This is a genomic window from Oceanobacillus longus (genome assembly GCF_042650085.1).
Lineage (GTDB): Bacteria > Bacillota > Bacilli > Bacillales > Amphibacillaceae > Oceanobacillus > Oceanobacillus longus.
Genome location: NZ_JBHSAO010000001.1, coordinates 163985 through 179500 on the forward strand (window position 1 = coordinate 163985; position 15516 = coordinate 179500).

Annotated in this window: 19 protein-coding genes; 11 read left to right on the forward strand and 8 right to left on the reverse strand. The window is 35.3% G+C overall.

The genetic code is table 11. The features are described from left to right. Positions 1 to 147: 147 nt before the first annotated feature. Together ACFOUV_RS00730 and ACFOUV_RS00735 are read left to right on the forward strand one after the other, a co-directional pair. On the forward strand, positions 148 to 1356 hold the full coding sequence (locus ACFOUV_RS00730; protein WP_379494853.1) for an acyl-CoA dehydrogenase family protein: 1209 nt from the start codon (positions 148 to 150) through the stop codon (positions 1354 to 1356). A 93-nt stretch (positions 1357 to 1449) separates the two neighbouring features. After that, a complete protein-coding gene (locus ACFOUV_RS00735; protein ID WP_379494854.1) occupies positions 1450 to 1932 on the forward strand; it encodes a flavin reductase family protein in 483 nt (160 codons plus the stop codon). A 19-nt stretch (positions 1933 to 1951) separates the two neighbouring features. On the opposite strand, the gene ACFOUV_RS00740 is transcribed toward ACFOUV_RS00735, so the two are convergent. The 3 genes from ACFOUV_RS00740 to ACFOUV_RS00750 are packed head-to-tail and all read right to left on the reverse strand — an operon-like array spanning position 1952 to position 3822. Next, on the reverse strand, positions 1952 to 2656 hold the full coding sequence (locus ACFOUV_RS00740; protein WP_379494855.1) for an ABC transporter ATP-binding protein: 705 nt from the start codon (positions 2654 to 2656) through the stop codon (positions 1952 to 1954). Beyond that, the gene (locus ACFOUV_RS00745) at positions 2653 to 3033 is read right to left on the reverse strand and encodes a GntR family transcriptional regulator (RefSeq protein ID WP_379494856.1); all 381 of its coding nucleotides are present in this window, start codon (positions 3031 to 3033) and stop codon (positions 2653 to 2655) included. The genes ACFOUV_RS00740 and ACFOUV_RS00745 overlap by 4 nt, the downstream gene beginning before the upstream one ends. A gap of 3 nt (positions 3034 to 3036) precedes the next feature. Continuing rightward, on the reverse strand, positions 3037 to 3822 hold the full coding sequence (locus ACFOUV_RS00750) for a hypothetical protein (protein WP_379494857.1): 786 nt from the start codon (positions 3820 to 3822) through the stop codon (positions 3037 to 3039). A gap of 234 nt (positions 3823 to 4056) precedes the next feature. On the opposite strand from ACFOUV_RS00750, the gene ACFOUV_RS00755 reads away from it, so the two are divergent. Together ACFOUV_RS00755 and ACFOUV_RS00760 are read left to right on the forward strand one after the other, a co-directional pair. Beyond that, a complete protein-coding gene (locus ACFOUV_RS00755; RefSeq protein WP_379494858.1) occupies positions 4057 to 4278 on the forward strand; it encodes a hypothetical protein in 222 nt (73 codons plus the stop codon). Continuing rightward, a complete protein-coding gene (locus ACFOUV_RS00760) occupies positions 4259 to 5002 on the forward strand; it encodes an RQC-minor-1 family DNA-binding protein (protein ID WP_379494859.1) in 744 nt (247 codons plus the stop codon). The genes ACFOUV_RS00755 and ACFOUV_RS00760 overlap by 20 nt, the downstream gene beginning before the upstream one ends. A gap of 411 nt (positions 5003 to 5413) precedes the next feature. Here ACFOUV_RS00760 and ACFOUV_RS00765 read toward each other — a convergent pair whose 3' ends face one another. The 3 genes from ACFOUV_RS00765 to ACFOUV_RS00775 form a co-directional block, all read right to left on the reverse strand. Beyond that, entirely contained in the window at positions 5414 to 5599 is a 186-nt protein-coding gene (locus ACFOUV_RS00765) for a hypothetical protein (RefSeq protein ID WP_379494860.1), read from the reverse strand. Positions 5600 to 5764: 165 nt separating this feature from the next. Next, positions 5765 to 6418, reverse strand: coding sequence for a hypothetical protein (locus ACFOUV_RS00770; RefSeq protein ID WP_379494861.1), 654 nt, complete (start codon positions 6416 to 6418; stop codon positions 5765 to 5767). Positions 6419 to 6603: 185 nt separating this feature from the next. Continuing rightward, positions 6604 to 6807 carry a hypothetical protein gene (locus ACFOUV_RS00775; protein ID WP_379494862.1) on the reverse strand — a complete coding sequence of 68 codons (204 nt, stop codon included), beginning with the start codon at positions 6805 to 6807 and terminating at the stop codon, positions 6604 to 6606. A gap of 426 nt (positions 6808 to 7233) precedes the next feature. Between ACFOUV_RS00775 and ACFOUV_RS00780 the strand changes: the two genes are divergently transcribed. Further along, the gene (locus ACFOUV_RS00780; protein ID WP_379494863.1) at positions 7234 to 8457 is read left to right on the forward strand and encodes a dicarboxylate/amino acid:cation symporter; all 1224 of its coding nucleotides are present in this window, start codon (positions 7234 to 7236) and stop codon (positions 8455 to 8457) included. Positions 8458 to 8770: 313 nt separating this feature from the next. Here the strand turns inward: ACFOUV_RS00780 and ACFOUV_RS00785 are convergent, their stop codons facing one another. Next, complete coding sequence (locus tag ACFOUV_RS00785; RefSeq protein ID WP_379494864.1) at positions 8771 to 9199, reverse strand: HEAT repeat domain-containing protein; 429 nt, start codon at positions 9197 to 9199, stop codon at positions 8771 to 8773. Positions 9200 to 9509: 310 nt separating this feature from the next. Here ACFOUV_RS00785 and ACFOUV_RS00790 point away from each other — a divergent pair, with 310 nt between their 5' ends. Both ACFOUV_RS00790 and ACFOUV_RS00795 read left to right on the forward strand, forming a co-directional pair. After that, positions 9510 to 10076 carry a 2-phosphoglycerate kinase gene (locus ACFOUV_RS00790; protein ID WP_379494865.1) on the forward strand — a complete coding sequence of 189 codons (567 nt, stop codon included), beginning with the start codon at positions 9510 to 9512 and terminating at the stop codon, positions 10074 to 10076. 270 nt (positions 10077 to 10346) lie between these two features. Continuing rightward, positions 10347 to 10538 carry a DUF6366 family protein gene (locus ACFOUV_RS00795; RefSeq protein ID WP_379494866.1) on the forward strand — a complete coding sequence of 64 codons (192 nt, stop codon included), beginning with the start codon at positions 10347 to 10349 and terminating at the stop codon, positions 10536 to 10538. Between the two features lie 368 nt (positions 10539 to 10906). On the opposite strand, the gene arr is transcribed toward ACFOUV_RS00795, so the two are convergent. Then, on the reverse strand, positions 10907 to 11323 hold the full coding sequence (gene arr / locus ACFOUV_RS00800) for an NAD(+)--rifampin ADP-ribosyltransferase (RefSeq protein WP_379494867.1): 417 nt from the start codon (positions 11321 to 11323) through the stop codon (positions 10907 to 10909). Positions 11324 to 12037: 714 nt separating this feature from the next. Here arr and ACFOUV_RS00805 point away from each other — a divergent pair. The 4 genes from ACFOUV_RS00805 (at position 12038) to ACFOUV_RS00820 (ending at position 15051) form a co-directional block, all read left to right on the forward strand. Further along, positions 12038 to 12223 (forward strand): hypothetical protein, encoded by a 186-nt coding sequence (locus ACFOUV_RS00805; RefSeq protein ID WP_379495730.1) that lies wholly within the window; start codon positions 12038 to 12040, stop codon positions 12221 to 12223. A gap of 613 nt (positions 12224 to 12836) precedes the next feature. Then, positions 12837 to 13151 (forward strand): hypothetical protein, encoded by a 315-nt coding sequence (locus tag ACFOUV_RS00810; protein WP_379494868.1) that lies wholly within the window; start codon positions 12837 to 12839, stop codon positions 13149 to 13151. Between the two features lie 388 nt (positions 13152 to 13539). Continuing rightward, on the forward strand, positions 13540 to 14280 hold the full coding sequence (map, locus tag ACFOUV_RS00815; protein WP_379494869.1) for a type I methionyl aminopeptidase: 741 nt from the start codon (positions 13540 to 13542) through the stop codon (positions 14278 to 14280). Between the two features lie 63 nt (positions 14281 to 14343). Further along, positions 14344 to 15051 (forward strand): DNA alkylation repair protein, encoded by a 708-nt coding sequence (locus tag ACFOUV_RS00820; protein WP_379494870.1) that lies wholly within the window; start codon positions 14344 to 14346, stop codon positions 15049 to 15051. Positions 15052 to 15516: the final 465 nt, after the last annotated feature.

The window sequence follows — 15516 nt, forward strand, 5'->3', positions numbered from 1 at the left end:
TAACAAATATGCATTTCACCAAATGATTGTTTTAATGTAGTATCTTAAGTAAGCGTTTGCAGTTGTTGGAAATATCAGTTAATTATTTTGTTCAATACTGCAACCTCTTACCAATTAATTATAGCATTTTATCAAAGGAGGATTTTTATGGTAAATAAGCAAATGTCAATCGAATCCACATTTTATGAAGAATTATTAGGAAAAGCTGAGGAAATGATACCAAATCTTCGGGAACGAATGAATGAAGTAGATCGTCTAAGAAGTATTCCCCAATCTACTATTAGTGAATTAACAGAAGCTGGTCTTTTAAAATTACTTACACCTAAAAAATATGGAGGTTATCAACTAAATTTCCGACAGTATTTAGATATTGTATCACAGATTGGTAAGGGATGTGGTTCTACTGCCTGGGTGGTGGCTTTAATAAACGTTGCAAAATGGGTTGTTTCTGTAAATTTCACGGAAGAAGTTCATGATGAAATTTTTAAAGATGATGCAATTGCTAACGTTTGTGGTGTGTTCGAAGCAAGAAAATGTGATGTGGAGAAAGTTGAGGGAGGATATCTTATTAAAGAAGGGTTGTGGGGGTTTGCTTCTGGTTCCAATCATTCAGATTACTTCTTTTTAGGATTCCCACAAGTCAACGAAAATGGAGAAGTGGAAGGCCTCGGTGCTGCACTTATACCTCGTAAGGATGTTAATCTTTTAGACGATTGGCATACGATAAGCATGCGAGGGACAGGAAGTAATAGCGTCACAGTAACAAATTTATTTGTACCGGAAAAATGGACAACATCTTTATCAAAAGCTGTTGTTGGGGAATACCCCGCAGTACATTTAGAGGATCAAGCGTTGTATAAATCAGCCTTCATTCCAGTAGCTGCACTAGTTCTACTAGCTCCAGGAATAGGGTTAAGTGCAGCAGCAAAAGAGATCTTCTTAGAAAAACTACCCAGCAGGAGAATTCAATATACATTCCATAACAAACAGGCAGAAGCAGCAGTCACGCATTTACAATTAGCGGAGGTTGTAATGAAAATGGAAACAGCTAGTCTATTAGCATACCGTGCAGCAGATGAAATTGATAAATGGGCAGCTTCTGGAGAATATATGAACTTTAATAGTCGTGTACAAGCCCGCGTAGACTGTAGTTACGCTAATAGATTGAACTGTGAAGCAGTAGATCTTATTTTTTCACTTGCCGGAGGTAGTGCAATTTCAGAGTCAAACCTACTTTCTAAAATTATGAAAGATTCTAAGACACCTCCACAACATGGCTTAATAACACCAACAACAGGCCTTGAGTTATATGGAAGAATTTTAGCAGAACAAGAACCGAACACTTATTTAGTTTAAAGTTTTGTAGATTTTAAAAGCGAATAAACCGTGTGATTACATTTAAAGTGGTACACAGCACGTGAACAAAATATGCTAAAGGGAGGAATTTTAATGGACGCAAAAGAATTTCGTAATGTGATGGGACATTTTGCATCAGGAGTGACGGTGATTACAACAAAGAATGAAGATAATTTCGTAGGATTAACAGTGAATGCATTTTCTTCACTATCATTAGATCCAGCTCAAATTCTTTTTTGTATTGACAAAGGTTCAACCAGTTTACACGCAATTAAGAATGACAGTCCTTTTGTAGTTAATATTTTGCAGGATCAACAGGAATCTGTGTGCCGAGGATTTGCTAGAAAGGGCGGAGATAAATTTTCTGGTATAAATTATTCTCTCACCAATGAAGGAATTCCGTTCTTGAAAGATAATCTAGCAACCATTCATTGCACCGTTCATGAAATATATGAAGGCGGAGATCACTTTATTGTCGTAGGAAATGTAGGCGATTTCTCTTATGATGATACAAAAAATCCACTTCTTTTCTATGGCGGAAAATTCAGTTCTATTTCTCAAAGATCTTTAGTTTAAATTCAGAAAAAGCAATCACCTAATGGCGATTGCTTTTTTCATATATATCCGTCATCCAGTCAACAATGTTCGTATGCTTTTCCTCACGCAGCTGCTCCACATTATGGTGACCGACAACAGAACCATCTTTAATTGCAATCACTTCATCCAGAACATTTTCCAGTTCACGGATTTCATGTGTTGTAATCAGCACAAGTTGCTTTTCCAGGTCAATAAAGGAAATCAGTCCTTTTACAATGGAATTACGGACCATTGGATCAAGACCAGATAATGGTTCGTCCATCAAGATAACTGGTACATTTCGCGACAAGGAGAGCACCATTTTTAACCGGCCACGATTTCCTTTTGATAGATGTTTCAGTTTGTCATTTGGGTTGAGCTTCATAAATTTCAAAATTTCATAGGCTTTTTCCTCATCAAAATCCGCAAATTGACTTGCATAAAATGCGATGGATTGTCTGACATTAAAAAACCTGTAATATTCATCAAGCTCTGACAAATAAGAAACGGACTGAGCAATTCTTCGGTTTACTTTATTCCCATTCACCTTAATTTCACCTTTTGTAGGATGGTTAAGCCCTGCAATCAGCTTAAGGGTTGTTGATTTTCCACTACCGTTTTCTCCAACAAGACCAATCAATTTTCCAGGTGTTAATTCCAAATTGACCTGATCTAATGCTCTTTTACTTCCATATCTTTTTGTTACATCCGTTAGCGTAATCATGCATTTGCCTCTCCCTTCTCTTTTAAATAATTCGTTAATCCGCTCTGTGTCTCCTTGTCTGAATAACCCATCTCATGCATTCCCCGAACAAAATCAGTAATCATTTTTGTTTTCATTTCTTCACGTATAGAATTAAGCGCAAATTCATCTTTTGTAACAAATGTGCCTTGCCCACGTCTTGTTTCAACAATTTGCATGCTTTCCAATTCCCGATATGTCCGCTGCACCGTGTTCGGATTCACACTTACCTCAATCCCGGTTTCCCGAACAGATGGAAGCTTATCACCAGGAGATAACTCTCCACGTATGATTTGTCTTTTTATCCGCTCAGCAAGCTGTTGATAAATAGGCTGCGATGATTGGAATATATCTGCCATCAATTACACCTCAACTTTTCGCTCGATGATCCAGCAAGCAGCAATAAACATGATGATTGCAAAAAATATATCTCTTACAAAATGACCAATATAGAACACTGTTGCTTCCTTCATCGTCTGGACCTCAAATGATTCCTGAATATAACTCATTTCAAGTCCGACAAAAATATCTCCTACTTGAATGTCTCCCCAGTTCGTCAGCGTTTGGACAAAGGATATATCCAGGAATTTGCTATAGGCCCAAGCACTAACAAAAAATAGAACAATCGTAAGCAAAAAGCTAAGAAAATTATTAAATTTTTGACTGAAAGTAAGGTAAACAGTCCAAAACAACAGGAACGCGGAGCCAATAAACAATGCCGTAATTAATATTATAAATGAAGTGACTCCTACACTATTAAAGAGACTATCCTGATTTAATAGGCTGAATGTATGCTTGAAACTTTGCATAGCTAGGATGATTGAAATGATAAAAGTTGAAAGCATAAATACGATTCCTGTAAAAAGCTTAGAAGTGAGTAGTCCTACTATAGACATTGGTGTATGTAGCCATAAATGCAATCGTCTTTTTTCTGCATTCAAACTATAATACAAGTAAAAGGCAAGAAAAAATGTGTGAAGACCTACAACAATCGATAGTGCAATTGTCATAAACTCACCTTCAAATCCAAATTGATTACCAGCAATAACACCTCCACCTATAATTCCCGAAAATAAAATTAATGCAATAAGAAAACTAGGTAAACCGAGCCGAAATTCCTTCTTCGTTAAATACAACCAAGCATTCATCGATCATCCTCCTAAAATTGTATTAGTGTACTATCTAAATAGTGCACTAATACATAATGTTTTGTCAATACCTATTCTTAGACAAAACAAATAAAAAAGTCATAAAATTTGGGTTTGTTTAAATCTGCACGAATAATATTCAATTTATCTAAACGAATATCAATGCATACTACTTTTTCCTTCAATTAAAAAGTAGTATCCTAGAACTGATAATTATTGAAAGGGCCGAAACAAATGGTAAAAAATAAGTCCGATTGGGCAGAAGCTAAAAAACGTTGTCGCTTGAATCAAGCAGATATACAAATGGCAAAAGAACTAGGGTTAAAATCAAAAAGCTTAATTAAAAATATACCAGCTCCCAATCAGCAGTGGAAGGAACCTGTTAAAATATGGGTTAGGGATTTATACGAAGAAAAGTTCGGAAAGGTAATTGAAAATGGGATTAACAATAGATGAAAAGTTAGCGATATTAAGAGCTGCTGATGAAATTATTGGGCAAGGTGGTCGCACCCTTTTGACTAAGATTCTAAAAGGTTCGCGCGATAAAAAAGTTCTGGCATTAGAATTGGACAAATGTCCTGTCTACGGATATTTTAAATCTGAAAAAATAGCTGATATCGTAGAAAAAGTAGATTGGATGATTGATTATGACTTTTTATCCATTGAATACTATGGGAAGTTACCACTGATAATTTTTACGGAACGTGGTTGGAAAATCGAGTCTAATCAACTTTCAGATGAATTTTTAGCAGAATGGGATGCATGGATAGAAGCGAATAGACCTTTACCAAATATGGAATATTTAAAAGACCGTAACCGAAATATGATGCTTTTGTTCTTAGAAAAAGTAAAAGAGTCTAAAGATCGAAAATACATACCTTATCTTAAAGCGTGGGAAAAGATTGATTATAAGAAGGTAAGGGCAGAAATTCGCTCAAGCATCGAAGCCATAGAATCCAATCAAGAAATAGATTATATTGCCTTACAAAACAGAGAAGCAGAAATCCAAGAAGCTTTATCGGGTTCTGCGCCACAGGATCTGCTTCTTAAATGCTGGGAATGTGGTGATAGATTTAAGTTCACGATTGGTGAGCAACAGTTTTATAAACAGAAAGGTTTTGATTTTCCTAAAAGATGTGAGGAATGCCGAGATAGACGAAAGTTTGGAGAGCTTTATTAAAGAGCTAACATTTAAAACCAAAAGTCTATCTTGCTAATCCAGCAGAGTTAATAGGAAAGCGTATGCAGATGTTAGTGAAATAGACATTAAAATATCAAGAAAATCGAGACCCAATGGTAGGTATAGTAGAAGTCAAACGGAAAAGAAAAAAGTAGTTTCCTAAACGCTCATGACAGTATTCAACAAATGGATAAAGGAAAATGAAATCAGCTTTTAGATGATGACAGGGAAAACCGAACAGTTCCTGGTACTGTACGGTTTGATTATCGTACGGAGTTGTATTTTAGAATAGTGTGAGTTACTTTACTGATGTTGATCAGAAAGTTGGCGAAGCTTTTTCTCATGTTGTGCCGTTTTACTTAATATAAAATCGGTGGTTTCTTGCGTTTCAGTTAATTCTACTCGGTTGCCCTAGACCTTTTTTTCTAAGCGGTCGAACCTTTGATTAACTTTTGTAAACCCTTCATCCATCTTAGAATTCAAATCGTCCAATCTTTTATCAAATTTTTTATCCATTTCGTCAAATCTTTTATCCATATGTTCACCATGTGATTTTAGTGCGTTTAAAATTTCCTTTAGAATCGTTTCTTGTTCCATGCGTTTCACCAACTTGTACCAATATTATAAAGGATAATAGACTGTTTGGAAGGATACGTGGGCAACGTAAAATTTTGTGAAGCACGGGGACGGTTCTCATGCTTCCTTTTGTACAGATATGGAAGCACGAGAACCGTCCCCGTGCTTCCCAGCAGGCAATTACATTTATTCTGTAGCTTCCTCTGCTTCTTCTAGAGCTTCGGGATAATTAACTGTATCAAATACTTCACCGGTCGCAGCATCTTCCAAGGAGATCGTTACATTATAATCATCTGGTGATGCACCATCAAATAACTGGTAAAGCATTCCACTCATTCCTAATGTTAAAGCTGCAAATCCGTCAAAACTGTTTTCGTATCCTTCGCGGTCCACTACCATGGTGAATTCTGAAAATGATTTACTTGCTTTAACATCCTGTATGGAGACGTAATCTTCACTGGTTACCATATCTTCTATGGTTGTACTGATTTCTGACTCCATTTCTTCCATCATCTCTTTATGTTTGGACTTGGACATTTTGTATGTCAGGGTACCATCACTATTTTGTGTGACTTCCTTGATTCCTTCTTCCGCTTCGGCCTCTTCAATAATCGTTGCCACATCCTTTTCCTCGGATTCAAAGAAATTAGGTGGAAGGGTCACTTCAACGTTTAATAATCCTTTATCAACGTCCAGTGATTCATCACTTTCTTTCTCGGATGCAGAACCGCTTTCTTGGTTTTCCGTATTACCAGTGTCATTGTCCCCACATGCAGCCAACAATAGAAGTAGACTTAAGAGTACGATAAGACACAGGCTTTTCTTTCTGTTAACGATCAAAACGAACAACCCCTTATTATAATTACACAGATCAACAGAACTTGACCGTGTAATACCGATTATATCGTAATGGGTGTACAAAGATATGTATTTCTACTTAGGAAATTGTATTTTTTAGATAAATAAATAACTCAAAATAAAAATGCCATTCGCTCCAACATCAGTTGATAGAATGGCATAATTCTTCACTTAAATAACTTCTTAATCAATTTAAATAGATCAAATGATGTTTTGTTGTAAACCTTATTGTAGGCATATTTCTTTGGGTTACGGATCCATCCTTTGCCTTTTGGCATCTTTAACCCAGCTCGATGGACGACTTGGCGTTTGATACTCGTTTTTGCAGAGATTCTCTTCTTTAAGCTTGGTTTTCGCATACCGAATTTCATGAGATTCCTCCTACATTTTCTTATCCAAATAGGTGCGTTGAATTTGTGGGCTTCTATATCTATTCTACTACAAGGATATGTAATTAAAAGGATGGTATGGAAGTTTCATTATAAATTTATCTCTTTACATTAACAAAGTGATGGGCAGACACTGTGTTTTAGATTCTTCATTTAAAAAGTTCTATATACGAAGTTTTAGCAATAGGATGATTATAAAAATAAACAAATGTAATCGCTTTCAAAAAATGCGAATCTGGTAGTTATTGAAAATAAAGGAGGGGGTTTATGCGATAGAATTTGGATAAAGAATTTGGTTGGCAATAGAAGGAAATTCATTTTGGGGTGGAATTATAATTTGGAGGTATACCGGTTGCTGTCAACTGAATAAAGCTATTTTCATCATTTCATAAGAAAGGTGGTAGCTAAATGAGTTTAACCAAAAAGATACTAATAGCACTTGGTCTTGGTGTGATTGTTGGTTTAGCTTTAACCTTTGTACCGGAAAATATTTTTTCTCCTATTGATAACTATGTACTGTATCCAATTGGACAAATATTTATTAATTTAATTATGATGGTTGTTGTCCCAATCGTATTTGTATCTATCGTTCTTGGATCGGCTGGTCTGGGTGAACCGGCAAAGCTTGGTAAAATCGGAATTCAAACCATTACTTTTTTTCTTATTACAACAGCATTAGCCCTCTGTATCAGTCTTGCATTAGCTTATGCAATCAAACCGGGAGCGGAGGGAGTATTTGATGTAAACACCGCAAATTACGAAGCGAGTGAAGCTCCTCCGATTATGGAAACCATTGTTAATATTATTCCAACAAACCCGCTATCTTCTATGGCTACAGGCTCTATGCTACAGATTATTGCATTTGCTATTTTTATTGGGGTTGCACTCGCCTTCTTAGGGGATAAGACAAAAGGGATTTATCGTTTATTCGAGCAAGCAAATGAAATCCTTATGTTAGTCGTAAATTTTATTATGAAAACAGCCCCATATGGCGCATTTGCTTTGATTGCATCTGCAATTGGAGGAGCAGGATTGGATGCGGTCGGGTCGATGGGTGCATATATGGGAACCGTTATCTTAGGATTGTTTGTTCATGCAGGGATTACGTATAGTTTGGCAATCTGGCTGCTTGGAAGAGAAAATCCGCTTCGTTTCTATAAGGGATTTTTCCCAGCAATATCCGTTGCATTCAGTACGGCCAGTTCAAGTGCAACATTGCCAATTTCCATGAAAACAGCACAGGAAAACCTAGGTGTTAATAAAAATATCAGCAGTTTCGTACAGCCATTGGGTGCTACCATTAATATGGACGGAACAGCGATTATGCAAGCAACGGCTGCGGTATTCATTTCCCAAGTGTATGCAATACCTCTGGAATTCAGTGATATCATTATGATTATTATAACTGCTACATTGGCCAGTATCGGAACCGCCGGTGTTCCTGGTGTTGGATTAATTATGCTTGCCATGGTTCTGACACAGATAGGTCTGCCAGTTGAAGGGATTGCATTAATCATTGGAATCGATCGTTTATTGGATATGCTGCGAACGTCCCTCAATATTACAGGAGATGCAACTTGTGCCTATATTATTTCTGAAAATGAAAAACGTAAGAATATAAAGACCAGCTGAATGAAGGTGAGTTATTATCTTAAATTTCTCGTTTTGAAAAGGATGGTGGAGATTCTGGATATGTAAGTGCCAGTCCCTCCCACTTTGAAGGAGTGACCAAGGCATAATAACAAGAAAAAGCAGATGAGTGACCGAACGAGGCAAAACAACTTGAGAAAGGGCACTCATAGAGCTGATGAGTGCCCAAATCAGGCGAACCGACAAGAGTAAGGACACTCATATAGACATTGGTGACCCTTAGTCTAAGATAAAAAAAGCCACTCCTTCTACATTCGAAGAGAGTGACTTTTTTTGTGAATTGCCAAACTACGGATTACAGTTTTGCCCAACGTTCCTCTAACCAGCTCATAAATTGTTCTCCTTTGTCGCCTTCATACGCATCATAGACATCTAATCGCATACGTTTTAGCTTGTCCGCAAAGTCTTCCACAGTGTGGTCCTTTGGTAGGCTCTTTTTCACTCGTAGGAAAATTTTGTCTGTGTTTTTAATAATATCAAATCGTGCAGGTGATGGCTTTTCTACGTCCTCACCAAACGCTGCAAGTGCTTCGTAAGCAGCGATTTGCACCTTGTAGACAATATCATGCTGCATACGGTTTTTTAATAAATCTATAATTTTGTCATGTTGATAAGCCGATAATGTTTCGACTGCGTCTAATCGGTCTCGCCAGCTAGACGTATAATTGGCCTGTTTTTTTAATGCCTCGTATTGCTCAGGTAATGTTGTTTCAAACTTTTTCAAGTAATTGCACCTCTTTTTTTTACTAGTGGAAAAATGAATTCCTCTTCTGCTTTTATTATTATACGTTGTCTGAATGAAAAAAGCGATGAATCATTGGTATATAGATATAAATTACATAAAAATTAACTACATGAAGCGAATCGTATCCTAAGTATGTGCATTTTTCTTAAGTTCAGTTGAAGGGTTTAGGTGCTGAAAGTTAAATGACAAGGTTAAATTTTTAAAAATTCTAATATATGATAAGATAACTTAGGAAATATTATATTTAAGCTGGCGGAGAAATAATTTATAAATTGGATAGGAGTAATTTATGGTTATTTTAATAAGTGCTGTAAGTGGTACTGGTAAAACCTTGATGGCACAGAATTTATTAGAGAAATATAAAATTCCTTATCTTTCTATTGACCATTTAAAAATGGGTTTGTACAAAGGGGATAAGAATTGTGGGTTTACACCACTAGATAGTACCGAAGTTATTGGAGTTAAACTGTGGCCAATATTAAAGGGGATTATTAGGACGAATATCGAGAATGATCAACATATCATTATTGAAGGATGCTATATATTGCCTCACTATATAAAGGACTTTGACGTCCAAGATTCAGAAAAAATTCTTCCAGTATTCTTAAGTTTTTCAGAGAATTATATTCAGAAAAACTTCACTTCAAAAATAGTAAAATATAGAAATGCTATTGAACTCCGTAATTTGCCGGAAAAAAGAACGTTAACGGAACTAATCAAAGAACATCGGGAATTTAAAGCACAATGTTTAGAAGCTGGTGTTAAGTATTTTGAAATTGAAAAAGACTATCATAAAGAAATATTAAAAGTATATGACTATATAGCTACACAAAAGCGAAAAATGGATTCCTTATAATGGAGATCCACTTATTGAATAAGAATGCTAAATGGTACCAGAGTAGAAGGCAATCATAATTTGATTGTCCTTTCTTTTTGTGCGCCCAGCATGCATGGGCTATAACTTGGTGGTGTGAGAAACCGACTAGTCAGTTAATGGCTAGTCTCCTACTCGATTGAAAACCATATGGATTAGTATGTTAAGATTAATTAAAAGTTTATTGAGTTAACTGGCAGAAGAGTTGAATAAGATTATTGATAGAATAATTAAACTTAAGGGGGTATTAAAATGGATAAAGATAAAGAAACTCCTCAAATGAGAAGAGAAAAAATGAGACAAGAGGAATTAAAAAAACCTTCCAGCAGTATTCACGGAAGTAATCTTTCTGACTTAGTTGGTGGTATAGGTTGGAGAGGCACAGGAATACTTATACTTTTAGCTATATTAGGTTTTATAATTTATGCTGTTTTCTTTCGTTAACGGGTGCATAAGATCAAAGGAAGGGTTGGATTTTATGGGAATTATAGAAAAAACGCATAAACCTGATTATGTCCTTGAGTATTATATGATCTGTGTATTTTCTATACTAACATTTAGGAAAATAAAAAGAGTTGAAAAATTGAAAGTGAAATTTAGAAAAAGGAAAGAAGAGAACTCTAATAGAAATATGTAACTACATGATAATGTTTTTGCTATCTGGTGCGTCAGCTTTATAAGCCAAATCAAAAAAATCGGTTCCTAAAATGTTGTAAGGAACCGATTTTTCTATGTTGTAATTTGCGTACGTTGTAAATCCGAATTTTCCTGACGCTACCCCTTTTAAGTCATGACTTTATAGATGTTGAAGATTAATCGTGTATTACAGCTTTTCCTTGTTCACGTAATTTTTTTAAAGATGTAAGCATATGATTTATTTCTTCATCGGAATGTCTTTTCCATGAACTTAATTCAGCTATTATTTTCAATGGCGATTTAGACCTATAAGAACGTGTTGGGTTTCCAGTAAATTTTTTGTCAGTTACGTTTGGATCATTTTCAAAATCACCTAATGGTTCTACAATGTAAATTCTTTCTTTGGAATTAGAAGTTGCTAATTCAGCACCCCATTTAGCCGCATCTAATGTTGCAGTGAAATATATATAGTTCGATTTTTTGTCTTGGTAATTTGATAAGTGTTGTGGTTCTAAAAGATCTCCAATTTTTAGTTTTGCTTTAGTACCATGAAAGAAAGGACCATTATCTAAGATATCTTGTTTGTCATTCATACCAATACACCTCTTATATTTTTAATTTGTATATAAAAGTATAGGACAGGAGCTTTAGAAAGTATAGTCTATAAATAATTTACAATTAGTAGTATAATGTAAGTAGAGAGAATGATGTCGAACGACGCGTTATAATTGAAGACCGTTATTAACTTTTTCTTTTAATCAATACTTGGTTTTTGGAAAATATAGGTTAAATAAAAAAGAGTAAGAGATAAAAGAGCCACCTTTATTCAGGTGGCTTTCGGTTTATATACTAATATTAAGTGTTCGGGCAACTAAGATTGAAAAACAACAAATATACTAACGCATTCAAACGATAGCTATTTATGCTAACTTTGTGAAAGAATGTGGTTAAAGTAAAGGGTGCAAGAGTAGAAAAGACAATCCAAATTTGATTGTCTTTTCTTTTGCTAATAATGTTAGGAATATAATTTTATTTTAATGTTAAATAAAAAAATGTTGAGCTATTTAGCAGAAGAGTTGGAAAAGTGAAACGTATACTGGTTCTAATTCGTATACAAAAGGTAAGAGTACTTTAATTTAAATTAGCCTAATAAGGGGGAAGTAATATGAAAAAGGGCCGGATTGATTAACAAGATTATTGATTAAAAAGAGGGCGAGGGTGATATTTTGAATGAGAAAAAAACAAAGAATATATTAGGAGCTTTATCAATATTAACCGCGGTAATAAGTGTCATCTTTTTCTTTATAATGAGAGGACCTAATGCAAACTTGACTATGGGAATAAGCGTATTTACAGTCCTTTCTGTACTTGGAATTATTTTTGCAATAATATCTAAAAAACTGTTGTTTGTTATAACAGGAATTCTACTGAATGGCACTGTGCTAGTATTTGCTTATTTTCTTTTGCTTGCATTAGGAATTGGCGGACCATAAATTTTCTTACATTTTGTTTAATGTCATAGGTTCTTGGTCATATGATTATTATTACTTTTTTTATGACCTTGAAAATATTGTTTAATATGAACGAAGATAAATGGAGCAAAACATATCTCCTAAGTACCGTAACTTGTGGATTATTTATTATCGGCTCCATTGTGTATGTCTTAACACATTACAATACAATAGTTTAAAATGTGTCAAAGAGAAGTAACATAATATACTCAAGCAAATAAAAAATTAGTAAGCTAAATCGCAAGTGTGAACGGTAAACGTCATTCTATGAAGGAGTGAGACTATGGGTTTTTGGTATTTCTTAATATTATTTGTAGGAATATTTTTAGTTGTTAAGGGGTTACGTAGGAATAAAAAAATTAGCTTGGTATTTGCAGGACTTTTATGTATTGCGTTCTCAATATTTATGTTTTCTCCAGGAAGTGCTGAAATCATCTCTGAATTATTCAATTTGGATTAGATCTATTGGTATCTGGCAGGCTTGTTAAATAGAGATTAGGGGGTGGTAATATGGAAAGTTTCAAAAATGATACATATATAGTATTGGATTTACCAAAGAAAAATTTAAAAGGCGAAAGAAAGGAGGGTTATAAATATGGACCTACCTTTGGAAATTGCGCGTATTTTACTTCCTGTGATAATAATGGGTGGGATTGCAGTATTTGTAGTTTTAAGAATGAAACATAAATATAAGAAAGACACCCTGGGTAAGAAAAAATCAAAAGGCGCTCAAAATCTGTTAGATAGTTTAATCCCGCTCGGAATGATGATTGGTTGTGCTGTTGCTGTACTTCTTAGCATGTTTTTCCGTATCTCCTTACTATCAACAATTGTTTGGGGACCTGGAATCGGTTTATTATTTGGATATTTTGCTTATGAAATTTATAGTAAAAAAAGAGAAAGTTATTAGTAAAGAGTTATATTCCAGTAAAGGGCGCCTTTGGTGGAAGAGAATATCAGCAATCAGGCTTATAATCCTGGAAGACGGAGCCGTATCTTTATTAAGGTACGGTTTTTTAAGTATTGTGATATTCTTAAATTTAAGTAGGCATATGCCCGTCAAAAACAATATTAAGAAATCAGCTATTATGGTATTAAGATGGCATAAGATTTACGAGTTATACGTCAAACATTTAATACCAATTGGATTATATTTTCATAATCATATCTTTTCAAAAAATGTTTTGAATGTATGCTAGAAACTGGACATCTGATTGAAGAAAAAGCAATCCATTTATGCTAGAATCTAAATGGAATGACACTCATAAAATACATACTTAAAGAAGTGGGGACCCACGATGATTGCAAAGACGGAAGAAGATTTTAATGGATTAAAAGAAATTGGTAAAATTTGTGGATCAATTCGAGATGAATTACTCCAACGTACGAAACCTGGAATTACGACTAAAGAACTCGATGAAATTGCTGCGGAGATTTTTGAAAAAGAAGGAGCCCAATCTGCACCAAAAGGAGAATATGATTTCCCTGGATATACGTGCATTAGTGTAAACGAAGAAGTAGCACACGGTATTCCGAGTAAACGGGTCATTCAGGAAGGGGATCTTGTTAATATTGATGTTTCAGGTTCTAAAAATGGGTATTTCGCTGATACTGGAATCTCCTTTGTTGTTGGTAACGGAGAGGTCATTTTGCAGAAAATATGTGACGTTGTTAAAGAAGCATTTGACGCTGGACTTGAGAAGGCAAAACCAGGTTCGAAAAAAAGCGCTCTCGGAAAAGCTGTACACAATGTAGCGAAAAAGCATGGCTTAACTGTCATAAAAAATCTTACTGGACACGGTGTTGGGCGCTCGATTCATGAAGCGCCAGACCATATTTTCAATTATTTCTCTCGCTGGGATGACGAAATTTTAAAAGAGGGTATGGTAATTGCCTTTGAGCCTTTTATCTCAACAATTGAAGAGGAAGTTTTCCAATCCGAAGATGGATGGACCTACCTAACCGATGAAAGCTTTGTCGCTCAATATGAACATACGATTATTCTTACGAAGGAAGGACCAATTATTACTACATTGTAAGAGCATTAATACTTTAGATTTGGAATAAAATGCATATTATATGAAGGAAGGAAGTACAAAACGGTGGATTTCGATACAGTGATGCGGGAGCTTGAAGAATTGGGCAAGGAAAGAATGAAAAAAATGTACATATCCAATGGTGCACACGAGCCGCTTTTTGGCGTGGCCACAGGTGCTATGAAACCAATCGCAAAGAAAATAAAAACAAATCAACGTTTAGCTGACGAACTTTATGCCACGGGCAACTATGATGCAATGTACTTTGCAGGCATTATTGCAGATCCAAAAGCCATGACAGAGACGGATTTTGACGCTTGGATGGATGGAGCATATTTTTATATGCTGTCCGATTATGTGGTAGCAGTAACCTTATCTGAGTCAGATATTGCCGAGGGCGTTGCCGATAAATGGATCCGTAGCGGTGAGGAGCTAAGAATGTCAGCGGGCTGGAGTTGTTACTGTTGGCTTTTAGGGAATCGTAAAGACAATGAATTTTCTGAAAGCAAGATTTCCAATATGCTCGATATCGTGAAAAATACGATTCATGATTCTCCAGAACGAACGAAATCTGCGATGAATAATTTTCTATACACCGTGGGGGTTTCCTATTCACCACTACATGAAAAGGCGATGGAGACCGCAGCGGCAGTAGGTATAGTAGAAGTCAAACGAGAAAATAAAAAAAGCAGTATCCTAAACGCTTATGAAAGTATTCAAAAACAAATGGATAAAGGAAAGTTAGGCTTCAAACGCAAATATGTAAGATGTTAAAATTAGCAACGCATCAGAGTGTTAATCCAAGGAGGATGGACACTCTTTTTGATTTTACAAAACGGGATATTGTTATTGTGCATACTTGCCAGGCTTTTGGCGTTTTAAACGTTCGTTGACTGTCTTTTTTACTAATAATGTTAGGAATATTATGTTAATGTTGAATAAAAGACTGCCCGAGCTATCTGGCAGAAAAGAAGAATGGGAGTTGAGATAATTGAAGACATTCCTTTCTGGTATTGCAGGGGTACTTATAGGGCTAATAATTTTGGGTTTAATTCGTAATGGAGAAATAGATTGGGACTCAATTGGTATTCTAATTGCTTTAACTTTCTTAGTATTGCTTTTTAGATTAGGTTTGAATTTATATAAAAAGTAGAGTGAATTCCTATTGAAAAAACGGGTTCGTTGTTATATGACTGGCCATGTTTATTTATTAAAAAGGGGCTTACTAAAATGAAATAT

Excerpts from the sequence above, each read along its gene's own strand:
- ACFOUV_RS00730 (WP_379494853.1), top strand. The coding sequence starts at position 148 with ATGGTAAATAAGCAAATGTCAATCGAATCCACATTTTATGAAGAATTA.
- ACFOUV_RS00735 (WP_379494854.1), top strand. The coding sequence starts at position 1,450 with ATGGACGCAAAAGAATTTCGTAATGTGATGGGACATTTTGCATCAGGA.
- ACFOUV_RS00740 (WP_379494855.1), bottom strand. The coding sequence starts at position 2,656 with ATGATTACGCTAACGGATGTAACAAAAAGATATGGAAGTAAAAGAGCA.
- ACFOUV_RS00745 (WP_379494856.1), bottom strand. The coding sequence starts at position 3,033 with ATGGCAGATATATTCCAATCATCGCAGCCTATTTATCAACAGCTTGCT.
- ACFOUV_RS00750 (WP_379494857.1), bottom strand. The coding sequence starts at position 3,822 with ATGAATGCTTGGTTGTATTTAACGAAGAAGGAATTTCGGCTCGGTTTA.
- ACFOUV_RS00755 (WP_379494858.1), top strand. The coding sequence starts at position 4,057 with ATGGTAAAAAATAAGTCCGATTGGGCAGAAGCTAAAAAACGTTGTCGC.
- ACFOUV_RS00760 (WP_379494859.1), top strand. The coding sequence starts at position 4,259 with ATGGGATTAACAATAGATGAAAAGTTAGCGATATTAAGAGCTGCTGAT.
- ACFOUV_RS00765 (WP_379494860.1), bottom strand. The coding sequence starts at position 5,599 with ATGGAACAAGAAACGATTCTAAAGGAAATTTTAAACGCACTAAAATCA.
- ACFOUV_RS00775 (WP_379494862.1), bottom strand. The coding sequence starts at position 6,807 with ATGAAATTCGGTATGCGAAAACCAAGCTTAAAGAAGAGAATCTCTGCA.
- ACFOUV_RS00780 (WP_379494863.1), top strand. The coding sequence starts at position 7,234 with ATGAGTTTAACCAAAAAGATACTAATAGCACTTGGTCTTGGTGTGATT.
- ACFOUV_RS00790 (WP_379494865.1), top strand. The coding sequence starts at position 9,510 with ATGGTTATTTTAATAAGTGCTGTAAGTGGTACTGGTAAAACCTTGATG.
- ACFOUV_RS00795 (WP_379494866.1), top strand. The coding sequence starts at position 10,347 with ATGGATAAAGATAAAGAAACTCCTCAAATGAGAAGAGAAAAAATGAGA.
- arr (WP_379494867.1), bottom strand. The coding sequence starts at position 11,323 with ATGAATGACAAACAAGATATCTTAGATAATGGTCCTTTCTTTCATGGT.
- ACFOUV_RS00805 (WP_379495730.1), top strand. The coding sequence starts at position 12,038 with ATGAGAGGACCTAATGCAAACTTGACTATGGGAATAAGCGTATTTACA.
- ACFOUV_RS00810 (WP_379494868.1), top strand. The coding sequence starts at position 12,837 with ATGGACCTACCTTTGGAAATTGCGCGTATTTTACTTCCTGTGATAATA.
- map (WP_379494869.1), top strand. The coding sequence starts at position 13,540 with ATGATTGCAAAGACGGAAGAAGATTTTAATGGATTAAAAGAAATTGGT.